The organism is Staphylococcus caprae, assembly GCF_002902725.1.
Classification (GTDB): domain Bacteria; phylum Bacillota; class Bacilli; order Staphylococcales; family Staphylococcaceae; genus Staphylococcus; species Staphylococcus caprae.
This window is the reverse complement of sequence record NZ_PPRT01000072.1, coordinates 42807-69115: the sequence shown is the minus strand read 5'-3', so window position 1 is coordinate 69115 and position 26309 is coordinate 42807. Positions and strand designations below refer to the sequence as shown.

33 protein-coding genes and 1 riboswitch are annotated in these 26309 nt (G+C 33.0%); of the genes, 19 read left to right on the top strand and 14 right to left on the bottom strand.

From position 1 onward, the window contains the following. Nucleotides 1-12 precede the first annotated feature (12 nt). On the top strand, nucleotides 13-930 hold the full coding sequence (lipA, locus tag CD155_RS11600) for a lipoyl synthase (protein WP_070832159.1): 918 nt from the start codon (nucleotides 13-15) through the stop codon (nucleotides 928-930). Between the two features lie 104 nt (nucleotides 931-1034). After that, complete coding sequence (locus tag CD155_RS11595) at nucleotides 1035-1418, top strand: YutD family protein (protein WP_103213400.1); 384 nt, start codon at nucleotides 1035-1037, stop codon at nucleotides 1416-1418. A gap of 117 nt (nucleotides 1419-1535) precedes the next feature. On the opposite strand, the gene CD155_RS11590 is transcribed toward CD155_RS11595, so the two are convergent. After that, complete coding sequence (locus tag CD155_RS11590) at nucleotides 1536-1802, bottom strand: DUF3055 domain-containing protein (RefSeq protein WP_070832152.1); 267 nt, start codon at nucleotides 1800-1802, stop codon at nucleotides 1536-1538. 118 nt (nucleotides 1803-1920) lie between these two features. On the opposite strand from CD155_RS11590, the gene CD155_RS11585 reads away from it, so the two are divergent. From CD155_RS11585 to dltD, 8 genes are all read left to right on the top strand, one after another. Then, nucleotides 1921-2355 carry a DUF86 domain-containing protein gene (locus tag CD155_RS11585; RefSeq protein WP_002441743.1) on the top strand — a complete coding sequence of 145 codons (435 nt, stop codon included), beginning with the start codon at nucleotides 1921-1923 and terminating at the stop codon, nucleotides 2353-2355. Further along, nucleotides 2355-3134: a 5' nucleotidase NucF gene (gene nucF / locus CD155_RS11580; RefSeq protein WP_002441745.1), complete on the top strand. Its 780-nt coding sequence runs from the start codon at nucleotides 2355-2357 to the stop codon at nucleotides 3132-3134. Before CD155_RS11585 ends, nucF begins: the two co-directional genes overlap by 1 nt. Before the next feature lie 73 nt (nucleotides 3135-3207). Beyond that, entirely contained in the window at nucleotides 3208-4176 is a 969-nt protein-coding gene (locus tag CD155_RS11575; protein ID WP_103213399.1) for a 2-hydroxyacid dehydrogenase, read from the top strand. A gap of 411 nt (nucleotides 4177-4587) precedes the next feature. Beyond that, nucleotides 4588-4737: a teichoic acid D-Ala incorporation-associated protein DltX gene (locus tag CD155_RS11570; RefSeq protein WP_002441749.1), complete on the top strand. Its 150-nt coding sequence runs from the start codon at nucleotides 4588-4590 to the stop codon at nucleotides 4735-4737. Nucleotides 4738-4752: 15 nt separating this feature from the next. Continuing rightward, nucleotides 4753-6210: a D-alanine--poly(phosphoribitol) ligase subunit DltA gene (gene dltA / locus CD155_RS11565; protein WP_103213398.1), complete on the top strand. Its 1458-nt coding sequence runs from the start codon at nucleotides 4753-4755 to the stop codon at nucleotides 6208-6210. Beyond that, nucleotides 6207-7421 carry a D-alanyl-lipoteichoic acid biosynthesis protein DltB gene (gene dltB, locus CD155_RS11560; protein ID WP_044466326.1) on the top strand — a complete coding sequence of 405 codons (1215 nt, stop codon included), beginning with the start codon at nucleotides 6207-6209 and terminating at the stop codon, nucleotides 7419-7421. The genes dltA and dltB overlap by 4 nt, the downstream gene beginning before the upstream one ends. Before the next feature lie 17 nt (nucleotides 7422-7438). Further along, the gene (gene dltC / locus CD155_RS11555) at nucleotides 7439-7675 is read left to right on the top strand and encodes a D-alanine--poly(phosphoribitol) ligase subunit 2 (protein WP_002433359.1); all 237 of its coding nucleotides are present in this window, start codon (nucleotides 7439-7441) and stop codon (nucleotides 7673-7675) included. Continuing rightward, a complete protein-coding gene (gene dltD, locus CD155_RS11550; RefSeq protein WP_103213397.1) occupies nucleotides 7672-8913 on the top strand; it encodes a D-alanyl-lipoteichoic acid biosynthesis protein DltD in 1242 nt (413 codons plus the stop codon). The genes dltC and dltD overlap by 4 nt, the downstream gene beginning before the upstream one ends. Nucleotides 8914-9075: 162 nt before the next feature. Here dltD and CD155_RS11545 read toward each other — a convergent pair whose 3' ends face one another. Further along, nucleotides 9076-9318, bottom strand: a complete 243-nt coding sequence (locus CD155_RS11545) for a NifU family protein (RefSeq protein ID WP_002433501.1) — start codon at nucleotides 9316-9318, stop codon at nucleotides 9076-9078. A gap of 99 nt (nucleotides 9319-9417) precedes the next feature. On the opposite strand from CD155_RS11545, the gene CD155_RS11540 reads away from it, so the two are divergent. Continuing rightward, a complete protein-coding gene (locus CD155_RS11540; protein WP_103213396.1) occupies nucleotides 9418-9738 on the top strand; it encodes a YuzD family protein in 321 nt (106 codons plus the stop codon). A 60-nt stretch (nucleotides 9739-9798) separates the two neighbouring features. Here the strand turns inward: CD155_RS11540 and CD155_RS11535 are convergent, their stop codons facing one another. Beyond that, the gene (locus tag CD155_RS11535) at nucleotides 9799-10863 is read right to left on the bottom strand and encodes an NAD(P)/FAD-dependent oxidoreductase (protein WP_002441759.1); all 1065 of its coding nucleotides are present in this window, start codon (nucleotides 10861-10863) and stop codon (nucleotides 9799-9801) included. Between the two features lie 313 nt (nucleotides 10864-11176). Here CD155_RS11535 and CD155_RS11530 point away from each other — a divergent pair, with 313 nt between their 5' ends. After that, nucleotides 11177-11422 (top strand): YuzB family protein, encoded by a 246-nt coding sequence (locus CD155_RS11530; RefSeq protein ID WP_070832133.1) that lies wholly within the window; start codon nucleotides 11177-11179, stop codon nucleotides 11420-11422. Between the two features lie 76 nt (nucleotides 11423-11498). Further along, a complete protein-coding gene (locus CD155_RS11525; RefSeq protein ID WP_037541238.1) occupies nucleotides 11499-11858 on the top strand; it encodes a HesB/IscA family protein in 360 nt (119 codons plus the stop codon). Nucleotides 11859-12067: 209 nt separating this feature from the next. On the opposite strand, the gene CD155_RS11520 is transcribed toward CD155_RS11525, so the two are convergent. Further along, a complete protein-coding gene (locus CD155_RS11520; protein WP_103213395.1) occupies nucleotides 12068-12895 on the bottom strand; it encodes an alpha/beta fold hydrolase in 828 nt (275 codons plus the stop codon). A 247-nt stretch (nucleotides 12896-13142) separates the two neighbouring features. Between CD155_RS11520 and CD155_RS11515 the strand changes: the two genes are divergently transcribed. Continuing rightward, nucleotides 13143-14144, top strand: a complete 1002-nt coding sequence (locus CD155_RS11515) for a proline dehydrogenase family protein (protein ID WP_103213394.1) — start codon at nucleotides 13143-13145, stop codon at nucleotides 14142-14144. A 72-nt stretch (nucleotides 14145-14216) separates the two neighbouring features. Here the strand turns inward: CD155_RS11515 and ribH are convergent, their stop codons facing one another. The 7 genes from ribH to CD155_RS11480 all read right to left on the bottom strand — a co-directional run bounded on the left by ribH (nucleotide 14217) and on the right by CD155_RS11480 (nucleotide 21211). After that, a complete protein-coding gene (gene ribH, locus CD155_RS11510) occupies nucleotides 14217-14675 on the bottom strand; it encodes a 6,7-dimethyl-8-ribityllumazine synthase (protein WP_070873388.1) in 459 nt (152 codons plus the stop codon). Nucleotides 14676-14718: 43 nt separating this feature from the next. After that, nucleotides 14719-15900 (bottom strand): 3,4-dihydroxy-2-butanone-4-phosphate synthase, encoded by a 1182-nt coding sequence (ribB, locus tag CD155_RS11505; protein WP_103213393.1) that lies wholly within the window; start codon nucleotides 15898-15900, stop codon nucleotides 14719-14721. A gap of 11 nt (nucleotides 15901-15911) precedes the next feature. Then, entirely contained in the window at nucleotides 15912-16544 is a 633-nt protein-coding gene (gene ribE / locus CD155_RS11500; RefSeq protein WP_103213392.1) for a riboflavin synthase, read from the bottom strand. Nucleotides 16545-16550: 6 nt separating this feature from the next. After that, nucleotides 16551-17594 (bottom strand): bifunctional diaminohydroxyphosphoribosylaminopyrimidine deaminase/5-amino-6-(5-phosphoribosylamino)uracil reductase RibD, encoded by a 1044-nt coding sequence (gene ribD / locus CD155_RS11495; protein ID WP_103213391.1) that lies wholly within the window; start codon nucleotides 17592-17594, stop codon nucleotides 16551-16553. 151 nt (nucleotides 17595-17745) lie between these two features. Next, nucleotides 17746-17879: riboswitch (FMN riboswitch) on the bottom strand. A gap of 139 nt (nucleotides 17880-18018) precedes the next feature. Next, nucleotides 18019-19509 (bottom strand): FAD/NAD(P)-binding protein, encoded by a 1491-nt coding sequence (locus tag CD155_RS11490; protein WP_103213390.1) that lies wholly within the window; start codon nucleotides 19507-19509, stop codon nucleotides 18019-18021. Nucleotides 19510-19826: 317 nt separating this feature from the next. Then, entirely contained in the window at nucleotides 19827-20678 is an 852-nt protein-coding gene (gene sagB, locus CD155_RS11485) for a peptidoglycan release complex glucosaminidase SagB (protein WP_103213389.1), read from the bottom strand. A 314-nt stretch (nucleotides 20679-20992) separates the two neighbouring features. Continuing rightward, complete coding sequence (locus tag CD155_RS11480) at nucleotides 20993-21211, bottom strand: hypothetical protein (RefSeq protein ID WP_002443489.1); 219 nt, start codon at nucleotides 21209-21211, stop codon at nucleotides 20993-20995. Between the two features lie 208 nt (nucleotides 21212-21419). Here CD155_RS11480 and CD155_RS11475 point away from each other — a divergent pair, with 208 nt between their 5' ends. Both CD155_RS11475 and CD155_RS11470 read left to right on the top strand, forming a co-directional pair. After that, the gene (locus tag CD155_RS11475; protein WP_103213388.1) at nucleotides 21420-21896 is read left to right on the top strand and encodes a sigma-70 family RNA polymerase sigma factor; all 477 of its coding nucleotides are present in this window, start codon (nucleotides 21420-21422) and stop codon (nucleotides 21894-21896) included. 13 nt (nucleotides 21897-21909) lie between these two features. Further along, nucleotides 21910-22353, top strand: a complete 444-nt coding sequence (locus tag CD155_RS11470; RefSeq protein WP_103213387.1) for a competence protein ComK — start codon at nucleotides 21910-21912, stop codon at nucleotides 22351-22353. On the opposite strand, the gene CD155_RS11465 is transcribed toward CD155_RS11470, so the two are convergent. Both CD155_RS11465 and CD155_RS11460 read right to left on the bottom strand, forming a co-directional pair. Further along, nucleotides 22340-22783 (bottom strand): hypothetical protein, encoded by a 444-nt coding sequence (locus CD155_RS11465; RefSeq protein WP_103213386.1) that lies wholly within the window; start codon nucleotides 22781-22783, stop codon nucleotides 22340-22342. The two genes, CD155_RS11470 and CD155_RS11465, sit on opposite strands and share 14 nt — an antisense overlap. A gap of 157 nt (nucleotides 22784-22940) precedes the next feature. After that, entirely contained in the window at nucleotides 22941-23654 is a 714-nt protein-coding gene (locus CD155_RS11460) for a transaldolase (RefSeq protein ID WP_070873395.1), read from the bottom strand. Nucleotides 23655-23946: 292 nt separating this feature from the next. On the opposite strand from CD155_RS11460, the gene CD155_RS11455 reads away from it, so the two are divergent. The 3 genes from CD155_RS11455 (at nucleotide 23947) to CD155_RS11445 (ending at nucleotide 25068) form a co-directional block, all read left to right on the top strand. After that, the gene (locus CD155_RS11455; protein WP_044466752.1) at nucleotides 23947-24255 is read left to right on the top strand and encodes a hypothetical protein; all 309 of its coding nucleotides are present in this window, start codon (nucleotides 23947-23949) and stop codon (nucleotides 24253-24255) included. Nucleotides 24256-24352: 97 nt separating this feature from the next. Next, nucleotides 24353-24718 (top strand): fluoride efflux transporter CrcB, encoded by a 366-nt coding sequence (gene crcB / locus CD155_RS11450; RefSeq protein WP_103213385.1) that lies wholly within the window; start codon nucleotides 24353-24355, stop codon nucleotides 24716-24718. Then, on the top strand, nucleotides 24715-25068 hold the full coding sequence (locus CD155_RS11445; protein ID WP_172605815.1) for a fluoride efflux transporter FluC: 354 nt from the start codon (nucleotides 24715-24717) through the stop codon (nucleotides 25066-25068). Before crcB ends, CD155_RS11445 begins: the two co-directional genes overlap by 4 nt. Before the next feature lie 276 nt (nucleotides 25069-25344). Here CD155_RS11445 and CD155_RS11440 read toward each other — a convergent pair whose 3' ends face one another. Then, nucleotides 25345-26181 carry an aldo/keto reductase gene (locus tag CD155_RS11440; protein WP_103213383.1) on the bottom strand — a complete coding sequence of 279 codons (837 nt, stop codon included), beginning with the start codon at nucleotides 26179-26181 and terminating at the stop codon, nucleotides 25345-25347. Between the last annotated feature and the right edge of the window lie 128 nt (nucleotides 26182-26309).

Sequence of the window (26309 nt, the reverse complement as noted above, 5' to 3'; positions counted from 1 at the left end):
GTATGCGTTGTTATGGCGACTAAAAATGAAGAAATTTTACGTAAACCGGATTGGTTGAAAATAAAGCTTAACACGAACGAAAACTATACTGGCCTCAAAAAGATGATGCGTGAGAAGAATTTACACACGGTTTGTGAAGAAGCCAAGTGTCCTAATATACATGAATGTTGGGGAGCGAGACGTACAGCTACGTTTATGATATTAGGTGCAGTATGTACACGAGCATGTCGATTCTGTGCGGTAAAAACAGGGTTACCAAACGAATTAGACTTGAACGAGCCAGAACGTGTTGCTGAATCAGTGGAGTTAATGAACTTAAAACACGTGGTGATCACAGCAGTAGCACGTGATGATTTAAGAGACCAAGGGTCAAATGTATATGCTGAAACAGTACGTAAAGTAAGAGCGAGAAATCCATTTACAACGATAGAAATTTTACCATCAGATATGGGTGGTGACTATGAAGCACTTGAGACATTAATGGCTTCAAGACCAGACATTTTAAACCATAACATCGAAACAGTTCGTCGCTTAACGCCAAGAGTTCGTGCGCGCGCAACGTATGATAGAACATTAGAATTTTTACGTCGTTCTAAAGAATTACAACCAGATATTCCTACAAAATCTAGCTTAATGGTTGGCTTAGGGGAAACAATGGAAGAAATTTACGAAACAATGGATGATTTACGTGCAAATGATGTAGATATTTTAACAATTGGTCAATATTTACAGCCTTCTCGTAAACACCTTAAAGTTGAGAAATACTATACACCATTAGAGTTTGGTAAAATGAGAAAAATTGCTATGGATAAAGGGTTCAAGCATTGCCAAGCAGGACCACTTGTACGTAGTTCATATCATGCCGATGAACAAGTTAATGAAGCGGCTAAAGAAAGACAACGTCAAGGGGAAGAACAATTAAGTAAATAAATCTATTTTAAAAGAGGTCGGGACAAAGACGTTTAGGGTTTGAACAGAGTAACTTAACGATAATTGTCCTAACCTTTTTTATATTAATAAAATTAGGTGAAATCATGATTAAAGTAGAAGAACAATACTTTGAATTAATTGAAGAATATAGAGATTGTTTTGATGAAGAAATTTTTGCATCGAGATACTCAGATATTTTAGACAAATATGATTATGTGGTTGGCGACTTCGGATATGATCAATTACGTTTAAAAGGGTTTTACAATGATAGTAATAGAAAAGCTGAAATTAGCAAACGTTTTTCAAGTATTCAAGATTACTTGCTAGAATATTGCAATTTTGGATGTCCTTATTTCGTATTACGACATATTCCAGCCGATGAACTGATTGAAGAAGTAGAAGATGAAGAAGTGCTTATAGATAAACTTCATGATGTTAAGATACAACCGACTATTCAAGATACTGAAAATAAAGATGAACATAAATAAAAGTCCGTTAAGTCGAGTCAATATACCTCGATTTAATGGACTTTTTGCTTTAATATTTTTTGAATTTGAAGGTGATAAACTTTCGGTCTATACAAGCTCAACTGAATTTCTCTTCAATTACTGAATGACCTCATTTAAATATTCGATAATTTCATCGCCTTCTTCTTCTGTAACGCCTAAAATATGCGCAATATAACCCTCTTCTTCTATATCATCAGTACCGATTATTCCAAATTTATTTGTTTGCATATTCAATACGAGTGTTTTACCGTAATGTCTATCTGTTTGAACGAGCATTAAATCATAACGACTGTGTTCGCCAACAAATCCCACGAATTGAACTTGGCTTTGTTCTTCGTCATCGTATAAGTACATATCAATCATGCATGATGCGCTCCTTTATTTTCCAAAAAGTGTTACGTCTAAGTATAACGACAAATGAAGAGGACTGCAAAATTATGATATGATAATCATGATAGACGTATGAAGAGGTGACTAGGGAATGTATTTTGTAGATAAAGATAAATTAACTCAGAAATTAACATACTTACAAAATTTAACGCAAGATTATGGTGAAAATAAAGAAAATCATTATGCATTTGAGCGAATTGCACAAATGTTAATAGAATCTTCTGTGGATATTGGAAATATGATTATTGATGGATTTATATTGAGAGACCCAGGTAATTATAAAGATGTGATTGATATCTTAGAATTGGAAAATGTCATTTCTAAAGAGACTCAAACTCATATTAATGACACGGTAGATGTGAGAAAGCAGTTTGCTCATGATTATACAGAATTAAATATTGAAGAAATCGCTCCTTTATTTGATAAAGCTTTACCTTATTATAAGCAGTTTATTCAAGAAGTTGCGCAATTTCTTGAGAGTGAGAATGTCCCGATCACTGCATTCGGAAAAGGAGAGAATAAATAGTGAAGCATTATAAAGCATATTTAATCGATTTAGACGGTACCATGTATAAAGGTACAGATGAAATTGATGGTGCAGCACAATTTATCGATTATTTAAATCAAAACAATATTCCGCATTTATATGTAACGAATAATTCAACGAAGACGCCAGACGAAGTAACAGAAAAACTTCGCAATATGAAGATTGATGCTAAGCCAGACGAAATTGTAACCTCAGCACTTGCAACTGCTGATTACATTTCAGAAGAACATCCTAATGCTTCTGTTTATATGTTAGGTGGCAATGGATTGAAAACAGCTTTAACTCAAGCTGGACTTACAGTTAAAGATGATGAACACGTAGATTATGTGGTAATTGGTTTAGACGAGGAAGTCACTTACGAAAAGCTCGCTGTTGCTACACTTGGCGTGCGTAATGGTGCTAAATTCATCTCTACTAACCCAGATGTTTCTATACCTAAAGAAAGAGGATTCTTACCAGGTAATGGTGCAATTACTAGTGTTGTCAGCGTTTCGACAGGTGTTCAACCTCAATTTATTGGGAAACCAGAACCTATCATTATGAATAAAGCGATAGAAATTCTTGGGCTAGATAAATCAGATGTTGCTATGGTTGGAGACTTATATGATACAGATATCATGTCAGGAATTAATGTAGGTATTGATACGATTCACGTTCAAACAGGCGTAACGACATATGAAGAGATTCAAACTAAAGACGTTCCACCTACACATTCATTTGCTGATTTAAATGTTGCAATCTCCGAACTTGAAAAGTAAACCTAGATAATAAGAGCGTTAATAGAATGTGCAGAATAAGATTTTACTTTTTGGAAAGAAAGGGAGTGATTAAATGAATAAAATATTGATTACCAGAAAGATACCGCAACCATTTGTTGAACAATTAGAACGGATTGGCAATGTTGTCATGTGGGATAAAGAACTAACGCCCATGCCTAGAGAAGCATTCCTAGAGGAAATCAAAGACGCCACGGCATGTTTAAGTACTTTAAGTGAAAGAATAGATGAAGAAGTATTAAAAGATGCATCAAACCTTAAGGTTATTGCGAACATGGCAGTCGGATATGACAATATCGACGTAAATAAGGCAAGTCAGTATGGTATGACAGTAACAAATACGCCTCATGTATTGACTGAAACAACCGCTGAATTAGGGTTTACATTGATGCTTACTGTGGCGCGACGAATTATAGAAGCGGCAACATATGTGCAAGAAGGCCAGTGGGAAAGCTGGGGACCGTATCTACTTTCAGGCAAAGATGTTTATGGTTCAACAGTTGGCATCTTTGGTATGGGCGATATTGGTAAGGCATTCGCTCACCGGTTGAAGGGGTTTAATACACGTATTTTATATCATAATCGCTCTCGTCATTCAGATGCTGAAAAGGAATTAAACGCCACATATGTCACTTTCGAAGAATTGTTAAAAGAGAGTGATTTTGTGATTTGTACAGCACCATTGACCCAAGAAACGGAAAACAAATTCGATGCTAAAGCTTTTGAGATGATGAAAAATGATGCCATATTTATCAATATTGGGCGAGGAGCCATCGTTGATGAAGAAGCATTAGTTGCAGCATTACAACGTCATGACATTTTAGCTTGTGGTCTGGATGTTTTACGTCAAGAACCGATTGATATGAATCATCCATTGTTACAACTACCAAATGCAGTGGTGTTGCCTCATATCGGTAGTGCTTCTCGCCGTACACGAGATCGAATGATTCAACTTTGTGCTGATAATATTTTAGCCGTTTTAGAAAATAAACCACCAATCACTGCTGTGGAATTTAAAAATTAAATAGACATAAAAGCTCATGTAATCATAGTTTAAAGGACGTGTTTTGATTATATGAGTTTTTTGTGGCTTAATCTAACAATTTTGTTATACAGTCTGTAATTGTCTATTTGACTGTTTAGTTTTAAAATGATGTTGTTCTAATAAAAGTGAGAACGTTCAATCGTTTAAAATACGTGACGACTTTTTTAATTCGTCATTCAATATTGAGTTAGCTCATTATACAAAGATTATAAAAATTGAATTGAATTATAATTCGAATACGATTATAATAAATTGTAAAACTAAAATATAAAAGTAGCTTTGTATTTTAAAAATCACGGTTCAAAACGTTAGATTTTAATAGACGTATTTTATATAAGCAGAATAGTTGTTTATGAACGAATAAAATAGTCCAAGTTTGAGAGGTGCTATATGAAAGCTAAAGGTAAAGAACCTAACAAGCATTTTGAGAAAATGAAGCCTTACTTACTAACATTATTATATTTAGCTATATTTATAGCTTTGTATTTAATATACGGTAGTGGCGATACACATAATAACTTCATTTATAATGAATTCTAATGAGGGAGAGTAATTATGGCAGAAATAATTAATACGTTAAACCATTTCGTTAAGGTACAACCTGAAGCGATTGCGGTTAGACATACAAATGAAGTCTTAACTTATAAAGAATTAGATCATGCATCAAGTAAGCTAGCGCATCAATTACAAGATAGTAAGAAACCAATGGTCTTATATGGTCATATGTCTCCTTACATGATTGTAGGTATGATAGGTGCAATCAAAGCAGGTTGTGGTTATGTACCTATTGACACATCAGTTCCAGAAGAACGTGTGAAAATGATCATTGAAAAGGTACAACCAGAATATATTTTCAATACTTCAGAAGAAGATGTAGACCAATCTATTGCTGAAGTCATTTCTATCAAAGACGTTAAGGAATCTCAATTTCCAATCGTTTTCGATAGCCAAATGAAAACAAATGACGTTGTTTATACCATTTTTACATCTGGTTCGACAGGTGAGCCTAAAGGTGTACAAATCGAATATGCAAGTTTGATTGAATTTGCAGAATGGATGGTTTCACTTAATAAAGCAGGCGAAGGTAAAGAATGGCTTAACCAAGCGCCATTCTCGTTTGATTTATCTGTAATGGCGATTTACCCATGTTTAACATCAGGCGGAACTTTAAATTTAGTAGACAAAGATATGATTAAAAAGCCTAAACTACTAAATGAAATGTTAGTCAATACGCCTATTAATGTGTGGGTTTCAACTCCGTCATTCATAGAAATGTGTTTACTATTACCTAATCTTAATGAGGAACAATATGGTAGTTTAAATCAATTCTTCTTCTGTGGAGAAATCTTACCTCATAGAACAGCGAAAGCATTAGTAAGTAGATATCCTAACGCTACAATTTATAATACTTACGGTCCTACTGAAGCGACTGTAGCTGTGACTAGTATTCAAATTACACAAGATGTATTAGATCAATACAATCCATTACCAGTTGGTGTGGCTAGACCTGGTACTACTTTATCAACCACAGATGAAGGCGAACTTGTCATTGAAGGTCAAAGTGTGAGCTTAGGTTACTTGAAGAATGAAGAGAAAACTTCAGCTGTTTTCAATTTTGAAGATGGTACAAGAACATATCATACAGGCGATAAAGCTAAAGAAGAAGACGGACAATGGTTTATCCAAGGACGTATTGATTTCCAAATCAAGCTTAATGGTTATCGAATGGAACTTGAAGAAATTGAAACACAATTGCGTCAATCTCAATATGTAAGAGAAGCAATTGTTGTACCAGTTTATAAAAATGGTAAAGTTGTACATCTCATTGGCGCAGTTGTGCCACATGAACCAGTTGAAGATAATTTAGCAATGACGACGAACATCAAACATGAACTTAAATCTCGCTTACCAGAGTATATGATTCCGAGAAAGTTCGAATGGATGGAACAGTTGCCACTTACATCAAATGGTAAATTAGATCGTAAAAAGATTGCAGAGGTAGTTAACGGATGATTCCATATGGAACGTTTACCTTCTTCTTAATTGCTTTTATTGTACTTATTCCAGTTATTATACTCGGATTTTTAGGTAAGCGAAGTTATATTTATAACGGTATAAGTACTGCCATTATGATTGTGTTAATCTTCTCTTCAGATAAACACAATTTATTCGGTCAAAAGTATTTAAGTGTACAACTATTGAGTTTTATTATTTATGTTATTTGGCAAGTCGCATTGATTATGTTCTACTATAAATCAAGACAGAAGAATAATACATTTGCTAAGTTTGTAACTGTAATGGTTTTATCCATTTTACCTTTAGCTTTGGTTAAAATATTACAAAGTACTTGGTTAGGCGGACATCAAATTCATTTTCATGAGAGCAAGTTAATCGAATTTGTTGGATTCCTAGGTATTTCATATGTCACATTCAAAAGTGTTCAATTAATCATGGAAATTCGTGATGGTTCAATTAAAGAAATTAAAGTAGGGAAGTTAATTCAATTTATTTCATTCTTCCCAACGATTTCTTCAGGGCCAATCGATCGTTATAAACGCTTTGTTAAAGACGATAAAAAGGTACCTACAGGTGGAGAATATAGAGAACTTGTTCTTAAAGCTATCCACATGATTATGTTAGGTTTCTTATATAAATACATTATTGCGTATTTCATTCAAGTTTATGCGGTTAATCCGTTACAATTAAACTTACATGGCTTTACGCACATGTGGTTATACATGTACGCGTATAGTTTCTATTTATTCTTCGATTTCGCAGGATACAGTTTATTTGCGATAGCAGTAAGTTATTTATACGGAATTAAAACGCCACCGAACTTTAATCAACCATTCAAGGCTAGAAATATTAAAGATTTCTGGAACAGATGGCACATGACTTTATCGTTCTGGTTTAGAGATTGTATTTACATGAGATCATTATTCTATATGTCTCGTAAGAAGTTATTGAAAAGCCAATTCGCAATGTCTAATATGGCATTCTTCTTGAACTTCTTTATCATGGGTGTATGGCACGGTCTTGAAGTTTATTACATTGTATATGGTTTATACCATGCGGCATTGTTCATTGGTTATGGCTATTATGAACGTTGGCGTAAAAAGCATCCACCACGTTGGCAAAATGGATTTACAACCGCACTAAGTATCATTATTACATTCCATTTTGTAACATTTGGATTCTTAATTTTCTCAGGTAAATTTATTTAATAAAGGAGTAATTAATTATGGAATTTAGAGATCAAGTATTAGATTTATTAGCAGAAGTTGCTGAAAATGATATTGTAAAAGAAAACCCAGACGTTGAAATCTTTGAAGAAGGAATTATTGATTCATTCCAAACAGTTGGTTTACTTTTGGAAATCCAAAATAAATTAGATATTGAAGTTTCAATTATGGACTTTGATAGAGATGAGTGGGCAACTCCAAATAAAATCGTAGAAGCATTAGAAGAATTACGATGAAATTTAAACCTTTTTTACCTATCTTAATCAGTGGCGTGATATTCATTATTTTTGTTCTTTTACCAGCCAGTTGGTTTACAGGACTAGTAACGAATAAAACGCTAGCTGATAATAGAATTTCTCTAACTGATCAAGTTTTAAAAGGCACGCTCATTCAAAATAAATTATTTGAGTCAAATAAGTATTATCCTATCTTTGGTTCAAGTGAACTTGGTAAAGACGATCCATTTAATCCGGCAATTGCTTTGAATAAACACAATTCAAGCAAACAAACATTTTTACTCGGTACAGGTGGATCAACAGATTTGATTAATGCTGTTGAATTGGCATCTCAATACGATCAACTTAAGGGTAAGAAATTAACATTTATAATTTCTCCACAATGGTTTACAAACCATGGTTTAACGAACCAAAATTTTGATGCTCGTATGTCTCAAACTCAAATCAACCAAATGTTCAATCAGAAGGATATGCCAGCTGACTTAAAGAAACGTTATGCACAAAGATTATTACAATTCCCGCATGCTCACAACAAACCTTATTTAAGAGAGCAAGCGAAACATCCTGAAGACGTTTCAGGCAATTACATTTCAGCATTCAAAGAAAATCAACTTGTTAAAATTGAAGCGATTAAATCTTTATTCTCATTCAAGCAACCTCCATTAGCACATGTTAAACCTGCTACTAAAGAGGATGCATCATGGGATGAGATGAAAGATAAAGCGGTTGATATCGGTAAGGCAAATACTAAAACAAATCGTTTTGATATTAGAGATCCTTACTGGAAATTAATTAAAGAAAATAAACGTAAAGTTAAACGTGATTATGAGTTCAATATTAATTCTCCTGAATTCGATGACTTAAAATTATTAGTACAAACATTGCATGAAGCAGGTGCAGACGTACAATATGTAAGTATTCCATCCAATGGTAGATGGTATGACCATATCGGTATTGATAAAGATCGACGTGAAGGTGTTTATAAAAAAATTCATTCTACCGTTGTCGATAATGGTGGTAAGATTTACGATATGACTAATAAAGATTATGAAAAGTATGTAATTAGTGATGCTGTCCATATTGGATGGAAAGGTTGGGTCTACGTAGATCAACAAATTGCTAAACACATGAAAGGTCAAGATCCAAAAAATCATAAAGTAGATTACTCTAAAAATAAACCACCACACGCTACACACAAAGACCAAAAACATCATGAGAAAAAAGAAGATAAAAAATAATAAAGATTAAAAAGAAGCCAAACACTAACTCAAATCGGTAAGTCACTGAAAGTTTGATTAAAATCTAACTTTCAGGGGATTCCTCACAAAGTAGTGTTTGGCTTTTTTGTTATAAAAAATAAGCGCTCATTAGAGCACTTATCGCGTTTCTTATATATTGAATTAGAATACTTGTTCTACTTCGATAACGCCTGGAACTTCTTCGTGAAGTGCGCGTTCAATACCAGCTTTTAATGTGATTGTAGAACTTGGGCATGTACCACAAGCGCCGTGTAGTTGTAATTTAACAATACCATCTTCGACGTCTACGAGTGTACAGTCACCGCCGTCACGTAATAAAAATGGACGTAAGCGTTCAATGACTTCAGCTACTTGATCGAACATTGTTGCATTCTCAGTAGGCATGAGACATGTCTCCTTTCAAGTCATTTATTTCATAATCATTATTTATTCATTATAATAGATTCAGTAGTAAAAATCTATAAAACAAGATGGGGGATTTTGATGACTAAAATTAGTGTTGTTGTGTATGGCGCTGACGTGGTGTGTGCGAGTTGCGTTAATGCACCAACCTCAAAAGATACATTTGAGTGGTTACCACCATTACTTAAAAGAAAGTTTCCTGAACATCATTTTGAGTTCACATATATTGATATCAATAAAGATAAAGAGAATTTGACGGATCATGATGAACAGTTTATTGAAAGAATTCATGAAGATGAGCTATTTTACCCTTTAGTGACAATGAACGATGAATATGTCGCTGATGGTTACATTCAAACGAAGCAAGTCACACGTTTTATTGACGCTCACTTTGAAAATTAATTGAATATACAAATTGAAGGCAGGTTCTAGAATAAATAGAACTTGCCTTCGTGAACATGTTTAACCATTATGATATTTATAAAGCCATAATACGCCGGACTTAAGTATAGAAGCTAAACGTCCAGTCACCGTGCGATCCATAATGTACGCGAAACCTTGTTTGTCTCCAAGTGATCCTAAGAAACCTTGAATTTTAATTTCAGGCATCTTTTCAGGAAGTGGTTCATTGTTCCACTGTTTCTTGAGCACATCAGCAATTTGATCGCCTTGATATTCAGCTAATTGAGCACTTGGTGCATGAGGAAGATCTGCACAATCGCCTACGACGTATACATTTTTGTATGTTGGAACTTGATGATATTGATTAAGAATGACGCGTCCGGTATTACTGATATCGATAGGTAAATTTCTAACTACTTCAACAGGTTGGATACCAGCAGTCCATACTACTAAATCAATGTTTTCTGGTTCTCCATTATTATAAATTTTCCCTGGTTCAACGCGATCAATGATTGAATTCGGTACTACAGTAACATTATGTTTTGAGAACCAATTTGATATGTATTTACTTAACTTTTCAGGAAAATTTCTTAAAATACGTGGACCTCTGTCATAAAGTAAGATTTCTAAATCTGAGCGACTTTCACGTAGCTCACTTGCTAATTCGATACCACTTAATCCTGCGCCAACGATACCTACGCGAGCACCACTTGGTAATTCACTAATACTGTGGAAAGTATCACGAGATTTAGACAAAGTCTGAATACTATGCGTGTATTCCTCTGCACCTGGTACATTATGATATTTATCTTCACAACCAAGACCTATAATAAGCTCATCATAGTCAATTTTTGAATTTCCTACTGAGATAATTTGTGCGTCCAAATCGATGTCATTTATTTCTCCATAAACCGTATTAATTTGGTTATTATCAGGAAAGCGCATGCGCACATCTTTGTCGGATTTCGTTCCTGCTGCCAATGCATAGAATTCAGGCTTTAAACCGTGGAATGGCATACGATCGACTAACGTCACGTTGTACCCCTCGGGAATTGAATTAGGTAAAATACGTGACATAATTCGCATATTACCGTAACCCCCGCCTAGTAATACTAAGTTTTTCATTACCTTATACCCCTTTATTCAACATATTTTATTTATTAATTATTGAGACCCTTTTAAAAATATCTTTCATGTACCCGTTAACATCAAAGATAACTTTCGTAATATTTACTTAACCCCTGAATTTTAAAGTAAATATGTATGTGTAACACTATTATATCGGTTTTTCAAAATGACTACAAACAAATGTAGAATGCAATTTAATTTGTAAAAATAGTAAAAATGTAGGTTGTAGAAATCGTCAAGCTGACGGATAGTCATAGAGGCAGTAACTTTGTTATAATATGTGAACTAATAAATATTAAGAAGGTGTCTTATGTTCCCGTTAGTAGAATTTTGTGTCTCGAATATGGCAAAGGGCGGAGATATTGTCTACGAAAAACTAGAAAATGATCCAGGTGTTGATGTATTAGAATACGGATGCCTACAAAATTGTGGGATATGTTCTAGTGGGTTGTATGCACTTGTCGATGGTGATATCGTTGAAGGTGATACACCGGATGATTTATTAAATAACATTTATAAACATATTGAAGAAAATGATATTACGAATATGTTTTAATGAGAAAAGCAAATCATATTAGAATAGATATAGTAGAATTTTATTATCAGAGAGAATGATCTTGGGAGGTAGTAATATGCCAACGGTAATCTTAACAGAAGCAGCAGCTTATGAAGTGAAAGATATGTTAGCAAGTAATGATATGTCAGATGGCTATTTAAAAATTAAAGTAAATGGTGGTGGATGTACTGGGTTAACATACGGTATGTCTGCTGAAGAAACACCTGGCGATAATGACGAAGTGCTAGAGTATTATGGACTTAAAGTGCTCGTAGATAAATATGACGCACCAGTTTTAAATGGTACGACAATTGATTTTAAACAATCATTAATGGGTGGCGGTTTCCAAATCGATAACCCGAATGCCATCGCTTCATGTGGTTGTGGCAGTTCATTTAAAACAGCTAAAGTTTCAGGAAACCCTGAACAATGTTAATTATCCTATAACAAATTAAATACGATGATTTTGTATTAAGGGGAGTGGGACAGAAATATAATTTAGCAAAATTATTTTCGTTGTCCCACCCCGGCAAGGATGGCTAGGATTGAAAGAAGCTTGATATAAGCGCACTTTCAATTCAGACATCTACTGCCAATATGTTAAAGAAGGCTGATACATTTAATTATGTCTCACTCCCTCAAAATTTAAATATCTTCAATTTCTTCCTCTTCGACAACAAATCCCATTGTATTTACACTATTGTTTAAGAAAGTTAATACATATCTCATCACTTGGTCTCTTTCGGGTTCATTTTGAATTTCATGATATAACCCTTCCCAAGATTTAAAGTATAGTTCATTTGTAGCTAATTTATCTTTTAATTCAATAATGACATCGGTATCTACAATTTTATCTTCTGTACCGTACATGATTAATGAAGGTAATGGTTTAATATCTTTAATATGATCCATTGTTTCTTTCATCTTCTCAACGATTAAATTATACCAACGATAAGTCACTTTCTTTAGAATTAATCCATCATTGTCAGTTTCTTCAATAATTTCCTCATTACGTGTTAAATCTTGCGTCGTAATTCCAACTTTAAAACGTGTATCTTTAGACATTTTACCTAGATTAGATATCATCTTATTTTTACGATCCTTACCAGATTTGCGAAGTTCTAACATTGGGGACATTAACATCATCCCCTCAATTGGTAGGTCTACTTTTTCTAAAAGATTTAATATGATTAATCCACCTAAACCAACACCTAATACAAAAGTAGGAAGTTTATATTCATTGGCAATTTTTATCCATTCTACAAAATGCTCATGATATGTATTAAAATCCTCAATTTGTCCTTTATTTGCGCGAGATGTTTGTCCTTGTCCAGGCAAGTCTCCCATGATAACGTGATAACCATTTCTTCTAAGCATGGTAATAACGTACGCATATCGTCCGGTATGTTCTAAAATATTATGAGCAATGACCACAATGCCTTTAGCATCATTTTCTGTTTCCCATTTCCACATTCTAAGACTGCCCCTTTTTATTTATTCTTTAATAGTACAATTATAGCAAAACGAACATATTGATTACCATTTATAGCCTTATTTTCAATTAAAAATCAATTAAACGATACAAATCTCACATAAAAATAAAAGTATAATTATACCCGAATATTGTTTTATCGCATTATGTAAACGCTTTCTCATATATAAGTTTCGTGATACACTATTTTTAAACATAAATGTTTCATCGCAAAGGGAGGTATTACATATGTCACTTTTTAGAGATTTCTTTATCGCATTATCTAACAGTACTTATTTAAATGAAACCGCTAAAAAAGTAGGACCAAGAATGGGCGCAAATAAAGTTGTAGCAGGAAATACAATTCCTGAATTAATAGAAACCATTCAATATTTAAATGAATATAAAATCGCTGTGACAGTGGATTGTTTAGGTGAATTTGTTGGTACTAGAGAAGAAAGTTTACATGCCAAACAACAAATTTTAGAAATTATCGAAGCAATTCAATTTTATGATGTTGAGGCGCATATGTCTGTTAAGATAAGTCAATTAGGTAGTGAATTTGATTTAGATCTTGCTTATGAAAATATGCGAGAAATACTTCTCAAAGCAGACGAATGTGACAAAATGCATATTAACATAGATACTGAAAAATACGACAGTTTGCAACAAATTCAGCAAGTATTAGACAGACTTAAAGGTGAATTTAGAAATGTCGGAACTGTGGTACAAGCGTATCTTTATGAAGCTGAAGATTTAATAGATAAATATCCCGATCTTCGTTTACGTTTAGTAAAAGGTGCGTATAAAGAAAATGAAACTATCGCATACCAAACTAAAGAAGAGATTGATGCAAATTACATTCATATAATCGAGAAACGTTTATTAAATGCACGTAATTATACATCTATTGCTACACATGATGATCAAATTATTAATCATGTTAAACAATTTATGAAGAAAAATCATATCGAAAAAGACCAAATGGAATTCCAAATGTTATATGGTTTCCGTTCTGAGTTAGCACAATCTATCGCTAACGAGGGTTACCATTTTACAGTTTATGTACCATACGGTGATGATTGGTTTGCATACTTTATGAGAAGATTAGCTGAAAGACCTCAAAATTTATCACTTGCTTTTAAAGAATTTACTAACCCTAAAGTTTTAAAAAAGGTAGGCCTTTACGGAGGCATCGCTGCAGGCGTCGCCAGCACCCTCGCCATAGCAACACAACTACTCAAGCGTTAAGGTAACAAACCAAACGGCACGAAGAAGTCGACGCACCCGCCATGATAACTTCTTCGTGCCGTATTGCTTTGTCTATATTTGTTTAATTAAATTAGCCATTTCAATTGCGCTAACAGCAGCTTCTGAACCTTTGTTCCCTGCTTTAGTACCTGCTCGCTCAACAGCTTGTTCAATACTTTCAGTTGTTAATATACCAAAGATAACTGGTACATCAGAGACATCATTCGCCTTCGATACACCTTTAGCGACTTCATTACATACATAATCATAGTGAGACGTAGCACCTCTAATTACACAACCAAGTGTAATGACCGCATCATATTCCCCTTTTTGAGCTAATTTCTTAGCAACTAATGGTATCTCAAATGCACCAGGTACATACGCTACATCAATTTGATCCGCTTCAACTTCATGACGAATTAACGTGTCTTTGGCACCTTCTAATAGACGTCCAGTAATAAAATCATTAAATCTGCTTACCACAATAGCAATTTTTAAATTTTTACCAACTAATTTACCTTCAAAATTCATGATTAAATTTCCTCCTCGTTTGTTCGGTTTGTTATATAGTAACTTAAATCAAGTGTCCCATTTTTGTCTTCTTCGTTTCCATGTAGCTATGATTATGTTCAGTTTCAGGAACAATTAATTCAATTCTATCTTCAATGTTAATACCATACTCTTTTAATCCTTCAAATTTCTTAGGATTATTACTGAGTAATTTAATCTTTTCAATATTAAAGTATTTCAATATTTGAGCCGCTATATTATAATCTCTTAAATCTTCATCAAAACCTAAAGCAAGATTCGCAGTAACTGTATCGTATCCTTTTTCAATGAGTTCATAAGCACGTAATTTGTTCATCAACCCAATACCACGACCTTCTTGTGGAAGATAAATAATCATACCGCCGTTCTCATCAATATATTTCATTGATGCTTCAAGTTGAGCGCCACAATCACATCTTTGACTATGGAAAATATCGCCCGTTAAACATGCAGAGTGAATACGAACATTTTCATTTCTGCGGATATCTCCTTTAGCAATGACTACAATTTCTTCATCACTCAAATCAGTAGTGAAGCCATACATATCAAATATACCTAAATCCGTAGGCATGTTAACTTTAGCATTCAATTCAACATGAGACTCCGTTTGTTTACGATACGCAATCAAACTTTCAATCGTAATCATTTTCAAATTATGGCGTTCCTTAAACGTTTGTAAATCATTACCTTTAGCCATTGTGCCATCATCATTCATAATTTCACAAATGACGCCAGCAGGTCGTGCCCCCGATAATTTGGCTAAATCGACAGCCGCTTCAGTATGACCATTACGTTCTAATACACCATTGTCTTTAGCAATCAATGGAAATAAATGTCCAGGACGATTGAAATCTGTCGCACTTGCATTGTCATCTATCAATGCTCTTGCAGTTAACATGCGCTCATTCGCGCTAATGCCAGTTGTCGTAGTTTTATGATCCACACTTACAGTAAAATGAGTGCCATATACGTCAGTATTATTGCTTTCCATCGCATTTAATTCTAGACGACGCGCAATTGAACGATCAATTGGTGCACATATAAGACCTCGTCCTTCTTTTGCCATAAAGTTAATCGTATTATCAGCCATCCATTCAGTAATAGCGACTAAATCTCCTTCATTTTCTCTATCCTCATCGTCAACTACAATAATGCTTTCACCATTTTTTAAAGCTTCTATAGCCAACTCAATATTGTCAAATTGCATGTGAATTCCTCCTAAAAACCAAATGCACGTAATTTATCTTCAGTAAGTTCGCTCTTCTTATTATTCATGATATTCTCTACATATTTGAAAAGGACGTCTGTTTCTAAATGAACAGCATCGCCTACTTTCTTTCCTGATAATATCGTTGACTTTCGTGTCTCAGGAATAAGATGAATATCAAAGGTCGTTTCATGAAGATCAAATACTGTTAAACTGACTCCATCGACAGTGATAGAACCTTGTTTTACCATTTGATTCAATATATTTTTCGAAGTTTTAATTGAAATGATTTTTGAGTTAGCTGTTTCATTAATTTTAGAAATTGTTCCAAGTTCATCCACATGACCTAAGACAAAATGTCCTCCGAATCGACCCTTACCACTCATGGCTCTTTCAAGGTTGACTTCAGAATGTCGTTGTACGTCAGCTAAGTAGGTTTTATTTTCCGTACCTTTAATCACCTGTACAGAAAAAGTTGAATCATTGAAATCAATGACAGTTAAACATGCACCGTTGACGCTAATAGAATCACCAATATGCATATCTTCTAAAATTTGTTTAGCACTAATTTCTAATGTTCTTACTGACTGTTGGGTGCGAACTTGTTTAACGGTACCAATTTCTTCAACGATACCTGTAAACATGCCTATTCACTTCTTTCGTAGTTTCAATTTAATATTTTGATTAATTAACTTGGAATAAACAATTTCAAATTGCGTAGCTTCTGGTAAATCAATAACTTCATCCGTTTTGAAAAATTGATGTTTACCTGAACCACCTATTAATTTCGGGGCTAAATAGAGAATAAGTTCATTTAAATGATCAGATTGGAGAAATTGTGAAGTAATATTTGGTCCTGCCTCGACTAGCAGTTTGCCAATACCTCTGCGATATAAATCTTTTAATATTTCTGTCGTTTCGCATTCTTGCATATATATGATTTCTATATGTTTATCGTTATTTTTTAATTTTTCATTTTCAGTATAAATCCAAATTTGTGAAGTTGTATCTTTAAATAACTGATGTTCAAAATTGATATCTCCCGTTTTCGATAGTATCACCCTTATCGGATTTTTACCATCTGGCACCCTAGTCGTATATAAGGGGTCGTCTGCTTCGATTGTTTTTCGACCAGTTACTACCGCATCATGTTCATGACGCAGTCGATACACATCTTCTTTAACTTCTTTATTTGTGATCCATTTACTTTCATCTAAATCAGTGGCTTGTTTGCCATCGAGACTTGATGAAACTTTAACAGTTAATTCAGGTATGCCCTTCCTTTTAGCTGGAAAGAAATCTTTATAAAGTTCAGCAGCATCTTCATTGAATTGAAATTCAACTTCAATACCTGCTTCTTTCAGAATTTCATCGCCTTTAGAAACTAACGTTGTGTCTTTTACCGCGTATATGACTTTTTTAATACCAAATTCGATAATTTTATCAACACATGGTGGTGTTGAACCATGATGCGTACACGGTTCTAAAGAAACGTAAATCGTAGCGTCTTTTGCAGCTTGTCCAGCCATATCCAACGCTTGAACTTCCGCATGCTTGTCACCCTTTTTCAGATGAGCTCCTAAACCAACGATTCTACCATCCTTAACTACAACAGATCCTACTGGTGGATTTATACCTGTTTGGCCATCAACCATTTGTGCAAGTTGAATGGCATAATTCATAAATCGACTCAATTTATCACCTCAATAAAATAAAAAAACCTTATACCAATGTAAAAGGCATAAGGAGACTTGTATATCTTTAAATAAGCCGATTTGCATGTCAGAAGACATACTGATACAAATTGGCTTATCGTTACACTTTTTTAGTGTTTGTCGATAGTTGTTATTCTTTCTCCCATCCAGACTTTAACTGTCGGCTCTAGATTCTCACTAGATCAGCCACTAACATTATGTGTTAGCAGGTCGCAGGCTTAATTTACTGCCGGTTGGGAATTACACCCTGCCCCGAAAGAATGCTATGAAATTGTTATTGGTTAATTGAGTGATTGTAGTTTATTACTACAAGTTAAATGGTACTATAATTATTTTGAAAACTCAATTTAGTCGCTTTAATCAAGCTCAATTAATTGTGAAATTTTATACTTTGGAAATGGTTCTACTCTTTTTTATCCATTTCTTTTTGAGTTAAATATAATTGAGATACTGTATTGACCACTTGACCAACAATCATTTTAACCCCATTTCGAAGTTTATTGACACCATTCGTCATTTGTCCAATTGCAATCACATTTGTCAAAGTACCATATCGCGGACTAATCACTTGATTGGTTTCAGGAATAATTTGTATTCCACCCATCGAATGGCGTTGTACGATTTGTCGATTTTCAAGATTTAACACTAATTGATCATCTTCATCTAACTGTTCTAAGTGTGTCTTAGAACCTGTTGCGTTGATGACAATATCAAAGGCTTCAGTGCGCTGTGAATCATCATTAAACATCAAGTAAAATTGATTATTATTGTGTTGCACATCATGTAAATTCTTTTTAATTTCAAGCTCACCTTTTTGAATTAATTGAATTAATAACTTCGCTGTTCGAGGTGGCATTGGATTTGAGTTCAATTGTATCATCTTAGTATATTTACGATTAAATTCCTCTTGATCTTTAACACTTAAACTATTCCAAATCCAATTTAAATTTTCTTTCAAATATTCGATAATACTTTGGAATATCCCCATTTCAGTTTCATGCTCTAAATCATACTTCAAATCTTGAATGTGATTTCCAGTACGACGATGGATTAATTTTTGAAAATCAATGCCATAATCCTCACACTCTTTCAAGAACAATGCTACTGCTTGATCCAATGGAACATTCCCGTAATGATTTTCCTTAATACCATTAAAATGGTCTTTCGTTAAATGCGTGAATTGAATGTCTATCATCTTCCCTCTTACACTAGGCAAAGACGCTGAGCGACTTGTCATCGTTATAGGTAAATTAGGGTGATGCGCTGTAACATATCTCACAACATCTAAACTTGCCAATCCAGTTCCTACAATAGCGATTCTATCTGAATCTTCCACATCGTCTAATGTATTATATGTAGGATATGGTGTTTTAATAAATCCTTTTTTACCTTTTAGATGATAAGGATCATGGTAGCTAAAGGTCCCGAATGTTAAAAATAAATAGTCATACTCTCTCCATTCCTTATCATCTTCACATGTACAGACATAATACTTCAATTTTGTATCATCCACATCGGAATTAGTAAATATTTCCTGTACTTTATCATTAATAATTGTTAAATTCTCATATTGCTCGTCATATTGTGATAAATATGATTTCATATAATGACCAAAAACAAATCTTGGTAGATATTGTGGGTTTTGAAATTCAAAATCATTTTGGTTTTGATACCATTTCCAGAATTCTTCATCATCATCTAAATTTAAACTCATCTTTTTGGATGGCATATTAATTAATAATTCACTACTATCATTTTGAAACGGAACGCCTTGTCCCATATTTTTTTCATCATCATAAACATCTACTTTTAATTTTGAGAATTCTTCATGTTTAACGAGTTGTCGCAAGACACTCACGCCAGCTGTTCCCATCCCAATAATTGCTACACGCATTTTATCAACCTTCTATCTATGTATTCGCTTCTTTTATGAATGTGTTTAAACGATCTAAACATTGACTCCCTATTAACATATCCTTATCTAACTACTTTTAATCTTTAAAAGATATGCTAAAATCATTTTACTGAGGTGAAAATATGAAATTAATTACTAAAATCATTATCGTATTTATTGTTTTATTCGCATGGTTCACTAACAAAAATAAAGCTAAATAATTTTCTCATTTATAATGCATATTCGACATGAATTAGAAAAAGCATCACTATCAAGGTTAACTTATCTTAATAGTGATGCTTTATTCATTTCATCGTTTACTTTTGATGTTCTTTGTCATCTTTATAAACATATAACTTGAAGTATTTACCTTCAGTTTTCATGTTTTTATAGAAATCAGCAATGATACTGGCATTACTTTCTGCCCATTTAATATCAGTTGCGTACTGGTGTTCACCAGGATTTTTAGGGTTCCATCTCATACTATATAACGTATCTTGGTCTTCATGTGACAAGAAATGTTTATGAATGAAATCCGCTCCGCCGTAAATGGCTTTTTGAGGTGTATCCCAACCATGTTTTTTAGCGTATTGAGCTCCCGTTTTGATAGGATCACTATCTAACGCGCCTACACCGTAGAAGTTATAGTATTTCTTACCGTCTATTTCTACACCTTTTGCAAGTTCACTTTTCGCTGCCCCAGTCTCTAAAAGCGCGTGAGAAATAAGGTAAACTTCATTCACATGTTTGGCTTTCGCTGCATTAATAAAGTCATCAGTATGTTCTAATAAAACTGGTCTATCAAACAACATACGTTTAATTCTATTTTTATCGATACCTTGGTATTTTGATAAATCTAAAAATTGATATTTTTGTTTGTCATTATCAATGAATTTACTACTATCCATTGCTGTTTTGATTTCAGTATCAGATGCATCTCGCCAAGCATTGTTATTCTTATTAGATACTTGTTGGCTCGTATAATTATGTATTTGTTTCTTTGCTGCTTTATCTAAAGTTTTATCCAACTTAACTACTTTCTCTTGTGATTTCACATGTTTAAAGAAAATTTGATCAGAAATCATTGAAAAGAAAATAAAAGCAGCAACAACGAATACTATAAGTAGTCCTATTATAGAAGTAATAGAGCCCTTTTTGTGCTTAATCATATTCACACCTCTTAGGTCATTGTTGTTAAACTATTCAATTTCATTACGATAATAAAGTTTAACATTATTGATTCGGATTCACAATTTTATATTAGTATTGTTACAAATTCATAAATAAAAAGTAATAAAATTGAAACTTTATATAAAAATAGAGGTCTTACTTGATCATCATTAATAATAGTCCTTTAAACATGCATTTCTATCAACATATATAATGTAGAAATCAGTCTATCAATTGGTTCTATAAACAGTGAAACTAAAGTTCAGAATATCATTTAATGACGATAAGTTACCTCGATTTTATTACAATTAGATTATGATTTTTTATATTCCATCATGATGAAGCTTGCTGCTTGAGAACGATTTTTATAATAATATTGATTTAAATCAATCGTTCCCTCGATCTCCCCATCACGATATTTCATTTCATTCGTAAAGTTATTAATCATTACGAAATCAGAACGATCTCTAATCACATCTAAATCATCATTACGTGCGAAAAAGTGTTCTAAGTTTAAGTGTGCGTAATCCATGTTTACCTCCCTTAATATTTATCAGAATTTATTTATGTCGAATTGTTATTTTACAGTCATTTTCATGTTAAATATTTTAGTTTTATTAAGTCTATGGTTACTATTTAACACCTTATTTGAAAATTACGCAAATGATAATTTTTATAATTTAAGTTAACTTCTATTTATCCGGAAATAACATTTATGTACATAAATAGGAGTACACAACATGGAATTTGACCTAGCTTACGAAAAATATAATAAAATCATTCATCATTTGTTAAAAAGCTATCAAATCACTTATAATTATGATGAATTTTATCAACTCTTACTTATTAAAATGTGGGAACTCATTTTAGACTATGACAATCAAAAGGCTTCAGTGCTACACACATATCTTTTCGTTAGATTAAAGTATTATTTAATCGACATTTTTAGAAAAGAAAGTTATAGAATGGAAATGATGGGTTCCACCTATACAACAGAATCTTTTCAAGAACCCTCAACTGTCCTCAACGATTTCAATTTACATTTAGAAGATATTACACTTCATCTTAATCCCCAAGAAAAACGCTGGCTCTCATTACACCTTCAAGGCTACAAACAATATGAAATTGCACAAATCATGCATTTATCAAAAACAACAATTAAAAGAATAAAAGCCCATACTCGACATAAATGTTTAAGTAAATTTAATTATTTATAAAGGAATGAACATCATGAAATCACTATCTACGTATAATCTCCTCTATTTAAAAACTGCTATCTCGACGAATATAGCTACAGATATTCAATACGCAAATTTTGAGATGACTTTACCTTTTCCTCCTCATAAATTGATAAATTATATTCTCGAACTCAATCACACCTCTTTACAAGTACAAAATGCACGAGCTAAGAGAGTTCTAAACATTAATAAGCTTATCCCTATCTTTATAGATAACGACACGATTTTATTTCCAATTACGCAAAAACGCGCGTCAATAAAGTATTTTATTAACGCACGTAAAATCATAGGTATTCATTCTTCTGTTAATGCTACAATCATTATTTTTGAAAATTCAACAACACTTAGTATTGATATACCTTATACCCTAGTCACTAAAAAATGGCAAGAAAGCCTCGCCCTCGGACAAATCATTGAAAAAACTAGCTTTTATTAAACTTCAATTCGAGTAATTTCTTCGTAAACAATGCGGTAGCTATTTTAATCCAATACAGACTTAGAATCATTATTATAATCGCCACCACAATAATGAGCACTACAACAATACTAGATAATGCTACTTTAGGATTTATAAAATAATGCACCGCAGCTAAACTTGTAATTAAACCTAATAAAAATAATCCTAGTAAGACTGCATAAGCCAATACAATCCCAATAAGCAACATGAATATCTTTCCAGAAGACATTGTTTTCTCCTTGAATACAAAGTCCTTTAAATATTGATTAGAGAATTTAATCGGTTTATTAAAATCAACATTTTGATTTTCATCTAAAGCATTTAATTTTTGCTTCAATTGGTCCTTTTCTTTTCGATTTAAGAACCATAATTGTTTCTGAACTTTTTCTGTGAATTTATTTTTGTTCATTTTTTGGAGTTCGCTCCTCAATATTTCTCATTTTCTATAAATCATATATTAATTATAAAAAGGTTTCAATTATCACTTAATTGACTCTACAAATTAAAAAAGCAATCGAGAAAGTTAAATTCATACTCGATTGCTTTTCCGTATTTTTATCAAATATTTAAAGAATAGAAAGTCCTGAACTTTGAATATCTTTCGCAAACCCTTTAACAGTATCCACTGAAAGTTCTTCGATGTCACGTCCTAAGTTAGTGTTAACTTTCTTAACGACGTCAGCTGGACATGTGATGATATCTGCACCGATTTCGTCAGCTTGTATCACATTAATCACTTCACGACAGCTAGCCCAAAGTAATTTTACGCCTTTTTTACTATGTGTCACTTCAACTGATTCTTTCATTAAAGGAAGTGGATCTACCCCTGTATCTGCAATTCTACCGGCAAATACAGACACATAAGTTGGGACGCCCTCAGTGACAGCATCTGTAATAGCTTTAACTTGTTCAATTGTATAAACAGCAGTAACGTTTAATCTCACATTGTCCGCAGATAATTTCTTAATTAGTGGAAGAGTGGACTCCCCTTTTGTGGTAACAATTGGTATTTTAACGAATACATTATCACCATATTGTTTTAAAATTTCTGCTTCTTTTTCCATTGTTTCTAAATCATCTGCAAAGACTTCAAATGAAATGGATGCATCTGGAATTGCTTTAACCGCTTCTTCAGCAAATGTTTTATAATCTGTAACACCTGCTTTAGCCATTAAACTAGGATTCGTAGTAAATCCATCAACTTGTTTGTTAGCGTACGCTGCCTTCATTTCTTCGATGTCTGCGCCATCCGCAAAAACTTCTACATTTAATTTCGCCATTTCGCTATTCCTCCTAAACATTACGCTCAAAACGATAATCTATATGTAAATGAAACTCATATCTATATGTATACTTACAAAGTAAATAGAATTCTTATTATCACGTTGAGTCATAGAACTTTATAACATATTTATAACATGCGTAAATGATGTAAGCGAATAATTTGCCTAGAAATCGCAGTTTATAAAAAAGTGCATCAAATAAATTTATTGTTATAAAATGAGTTTTACTATTCTCATCTTCTTAAAATGTGATAGTATATTGTAATGATGTTAATCAAGGAGGCAACTTATGGCACGTTCAAAAAAATACTTTTACTTGAGTTTGCTAATGATTATTATTAGTTTCTTTTTTAACACTAATAATACTTTATTAAGTCATATTTTCAATTCATTTATGAAAATAATGGTTGCTACAACACTAGTAAATATTATTATTTTAATTTTATCTATCATTTTTGCAGATAAATCAATTAAACATTCTAGAGAAAGCACAGATTGGATTAAAGTAGCGAGTAGACTCTTACCGTTAATCATTTTTATTGTTATTATTTTTCATATCCTATCTTCGTTACATACTTTTGGTTTTATTTTTAAATAGTAACGACTTTATAGCTAAATCTAATAGTTATTGTGAAGATAATGACTTTTATGAAAATGGTTAAAAAGATATCAAATTTATATTAAGGTGATTTGCGATGCAATATTTATATGTATTTATTGGTGGTGCGTTTGGCGCACTTTTGCGTTATGGCCTCTCAATAATCAGTGAAGGATCATCATTACCGATTGGCACATTGATAGCCAACCTTACAGGTGCTTTTTTAATGGGACTGATTGGTACCTTAGCTATTTCTCTATTTCAGAGATATCCCCTCGTTAAAAAGGCAATTACCACTGGTTTCCTAGGCGCATTAACTACTTTTTCTACTTTTCAATTTGAACTTGTACAACTATTTGATCATCAGCATTTTATCATGCTCTTCACTTATGGATTAACAAGTTACATTTTAGGAATTATACTTTGTTATCTAGGCGTTAAAGTTGGAGGTCGTCTATCATGATTGCTATACTTCTTGTTATGCTTGGCGGAGGTATTGGAGCAGTGTTACGTGCACTTGTTACAGATATTTGTAATCGTAAATTTAATTCAACAATCCCAATCGCAACACCTATCGTCAATATCATTGGTAGCTTTTTAATAGGAATTACAATGGGGATTTCAATTTCTCATCATTGGATTTCACCTTTCTTTATTACAGGTGTACTTGGTGGTTTAACTACTTTTTCCACACTTTCAAACGAGCTGGTTCATTTTCTTACACCTAAATTTAAATTAGGTCATTTTATTGGTTATTCATTACTACAATTTTTAATTGGCTTTATCTCTTGTTATCTCGGCTTTCACATTTAATATTAAAAGTAATGCATCGCCCAATTTCCAATCAATGATATGTATTCATTTCGTATGAAACCAATCATATCCATGAAAATTAAGATTAAATACTAAAATAATAGCTCTAAGACAAATTCTGAAATGTTCTATATCTCTTCAAAGTTGGAATGTTACTCAACTTTAAGGAGACAATACATTAACGAAAATGTCTTAGAGCTTATTTTATACTATCGCGTTTTATCGATTTGCACCCATAACGCGCAAATCTCATTAGATGTTGGAATCGTCTATAAATTAATGTCCGTTATAATGAGCTGGATGAGGTCCCATTCTTTCATCTTTATTCAATTGATCAATTCTTTCCATTTGAGCATCAGATAATTCAAAGTCAAAGACGTTTAAATTTTCTTCTATACGACTAGGCGTTACAGATTTTGGTATCACCACAACGCCATGTTGTACATTCCATCTTATGATGACCTGTGCAGGTGATTTCCCTATCTCATTAGCAATATCATTAATTGTTTCATCTTCTAAAATTTGCGCATTCATTAATGGTGACCAAGATTCCATTACAATGCTTTGCGCTTCTAAATATTGACGTAACTCTTTTTGAATTAAATAAGGATGAAATTCAACTTGATTAATGACAGGTTTAATAGAAACTTGCGCAAGTAAAGCTTCAAAATTTTCTGGTGTAAAGTTACTTACTCCAATATTTTTAACCTTACTTTCCTTATACAAGTCTTCCATACCTTGCCAAGTATCAATCATGACAGCTTCATTTGTCCCTGGCCAGTGCATTAAGTATAAATCTAAATAATCTAAGCCTAGGCGCTGGATTGAATGATTATAAGCTTGGTCTACATTCGCTCGACCATAATCTTCAAGCCACAATTTAGACGTAATAAATAAATCCTCACGATTTAAACCTGTCGATTCAAGACCCTCTTTTATCCCTTGTCCGACCATTTCTTCGTTCCCATATATTCTGGCTGTATCTATATTTCTATATCCACTTTCAATCGCATGCTTAACTGCATCCTTACATTCATTACTGTTCTCAACTCTATAAGTACCTAATCCTACCTTAGGCATTTCCCTTCCGTTATAAAATTGAATTGTTTCCATTACACTCACTCCTTATTAAGCTATGATGTACATGTTACTATCTCCATTTTTTGATGTAAAAAATGTTAACTCACCATGGTTTCTCAATGTCTTTATACCCTTTTCAAACAAAAAAATACAAACGTAAG

Excerpts from the sequence above, each read along its gene's own strand:
- sagB (WP_103213389.1), bottom strand. The coding sequence starts at position 20,678 with ATGATTAAGCACAAAAAGGGCTCTATTACTTCTATAATAGGACTACTT.
- dltC (WP_002433359.1), top strand. The coding sequence starts at position 7,439 with ATGGAATTTAGAGATCAAGTATTAGATTTATTAGCAGAAGTTGCTGAA.
- CD155_RS11445 (WP_172605815.1), top strand. The coding sequence starts at position 24,715 with ATGATTGCTATACTTCTTGTTATGCTTGGCGGAGGTATTGGAGCAGTG.
- crcB (WP_103213385.1), top strand. The coding sequence starts at position 24,353 with ATGCAATATTTATATGTATTTATTGGTGGTGCGTTTGGCGCACTTTTG.
- ribB (WP_103213393.1), bottom strand. The coding sequence starts at position 15,900 with ATGCAATTTGACAATATTGAGTTGGCTATAGAAGCTTTAAAAAATGGT.
- CD155_RS11475 (WP_103213388.1), top strand. The coding sequence starts at position 21,420 with ATGGAATTTGACCTAGCTTACGAAAAATATAATAAAATCATTCATCAT.
- CD155_RS11440 (WP_103213383.1), bottom strand. The coding sequence starts at position 26,181 with ATGGAAACAATTCAATTTTATAACGGAAGGGAAATGCCTAAGGTAGGA.
- CD155_RS11520 (WP_103213395.1), bottom strand. The coding sequence starts at position 12,895 with ATGTGGAAATGGGAAACAGAAAATGATGCTAAAGGCATTGTGGTCATT.
- CD155_RS11525 (WP_037541238.1), top strand. The coding sequence starts at position 11,499 with ATGCCAACGGTAATCTTAACAGAAGCAGCAGCTTATGAAGTGAAAGAT.
- CD155_RS11465 (WP_103213386.1), bottom strand. The coding sequence starts at position 22,783 with ATGAACAAAAATAAATTCACAGAAAAAGTTCAGAAACAATTATGGTTC.
- CD155_RS11530 (WP_070832133.1), top strand. The coding sequence starts at position 11,177 with ATGTTCCCGTTAGTAGAATTTTGTGTCTCGAATATGGCAAAGGGCGGA.
- lipA (WP_070832159.1), top strand. The coding sequence starts at position 13 with ATGGCGACTAAAAATGAAGAAATTTTACGTAAACCGGATTGGTTGAAA.
- CD155_RS11570 (WP_002441749.1), top strand. The coding sequence starts at position 4,588 with ATGAAAGCTAAAGGTAAAGAACCTAACAAGCATTTTGAGAAAATGAAG.
- CD155_RS11545 (WP_002433501.1), bottom strand. The coding sequence starts at position 9,318 with ATGCCTACTGAGAATGCAACAATGTTCGATCAAGTAGCTGAAGTCATT.
- CD155_RS11585 (WP_002441743.1), top strand. The coding sequence starts at position 1,921 with ATGTATTTTGTAGATAAAGATAAATTAACTCAGAAATTAACATACTTA.
- ribE (WP_103213392.1), bottom strand. The coding sequence starts at position 16,544 with ATGTTTACAGGTATCGTTGAAGAAATTGGTACCGTTAAACAAGTTCGC.
- CD155_RS11590 (WP_070832152.1), bottom strand. The coding sequence starts at position 1,802 with ATGATTGATATGTACTTATACGATGACGAAGAACAAAGCCAAGTTCAA.
- dltB (WP_044466326.1), top strand. The coding sequence starts at position 6,207 with ATGATTCCATATGGAACGTTTACCTTCTTCTTAATTGCTTTTATTGTA.
- CD155_RS11455 (WP_044466752.1), top strand. The coding sequence starts at position 23,947 with ATGGCACGTTCAAAAAAATACTTTTACTTGAGTTTGCTAATGATTATT.
- dltA (WP_103213398.1), top strand. The coding sequence starts at position 4,753 with ATGGCAGAAATAATTAATACGTTAAACCATTTCGTTAAGGTACAACCT.
- CD155_RS11515 (WP_103213394.1), top strand. The coding sequence starts at position 13,143 with ATGTCACTTTTTAGAGATTTCTTTATCGCATTATCTAACAGTACTTAT.
- ribH (WP_070873388.1), bottom strand. The coding sequence starts at position 14,675 with ATGAATTTTGAAGGTAAATTAGTTGGTAAAAATTTAAAAATTGCTATT.
- CD155_RS11535 (WP_002441759.1), bottom strand. The coding sequence starts at position 10,863 with ATGAAAAACTTAGTATTACTAGGCGGGGGTTACGGTAATATGCGAATT.
- CD155_RS11490 (WP_103213390.1), bottom strand. The coding sequence starts at position 19,509 with ATGCGTGTAGCAATTATTGGGATGGGAACAGCTGGCGTGAGTGTCTTG.
- dltD (WP_103213397.1), top strand. The coding sequence starts at position 7,672 with ATGAAATTTAAACCTTTTTTACCTATCTTAATCAGTGGCGTGATATTC.
- CD155_RS11540 (WP_103213396.1), top strand. The coding sequence starts at position 9,418 with ATGACTAAAATTAGTGTTGTTGTGTATGGCGCTGACGTGGTGTGTGCG.
- CD155_RS11470 (WP_103213387.1), top strand. The coding sequence starts at position 21,910 with ATGAAATCACTATCTACGTATAATCTCCTCTATTTAAAAACTGCTATC.
- CD155_RS11480 (WP_002443489.1), bottom strand. The coding sequence starts at position 21,211 with ATGGATTACGCACACTTAAACTTAGAACACTTTTTCGCACGTAATGAT.
- CD155_RS11575 (WP_103213399.1), top strand. The coding sequence starts at position 3,208 with ATGAATAAAATATTGATTACCAGAAAGATACCGCAACCATTTGTTGAA.
- CD155_RS11595 (WP_103213400.1), top strand. The coding sequence starts at position 1,035 with ATGATTAAAGTAGAAGAACAATACTTTGAATTAATTGAAGAATATAGA.
- CD155_RS11460 (WP_070873395.1), bottom strand. The coding sequence starts at position 23,654 with ATGGCGAAATTAAATGTAGAAGTTTTTGCGGATGGCGCAGACATCGAA.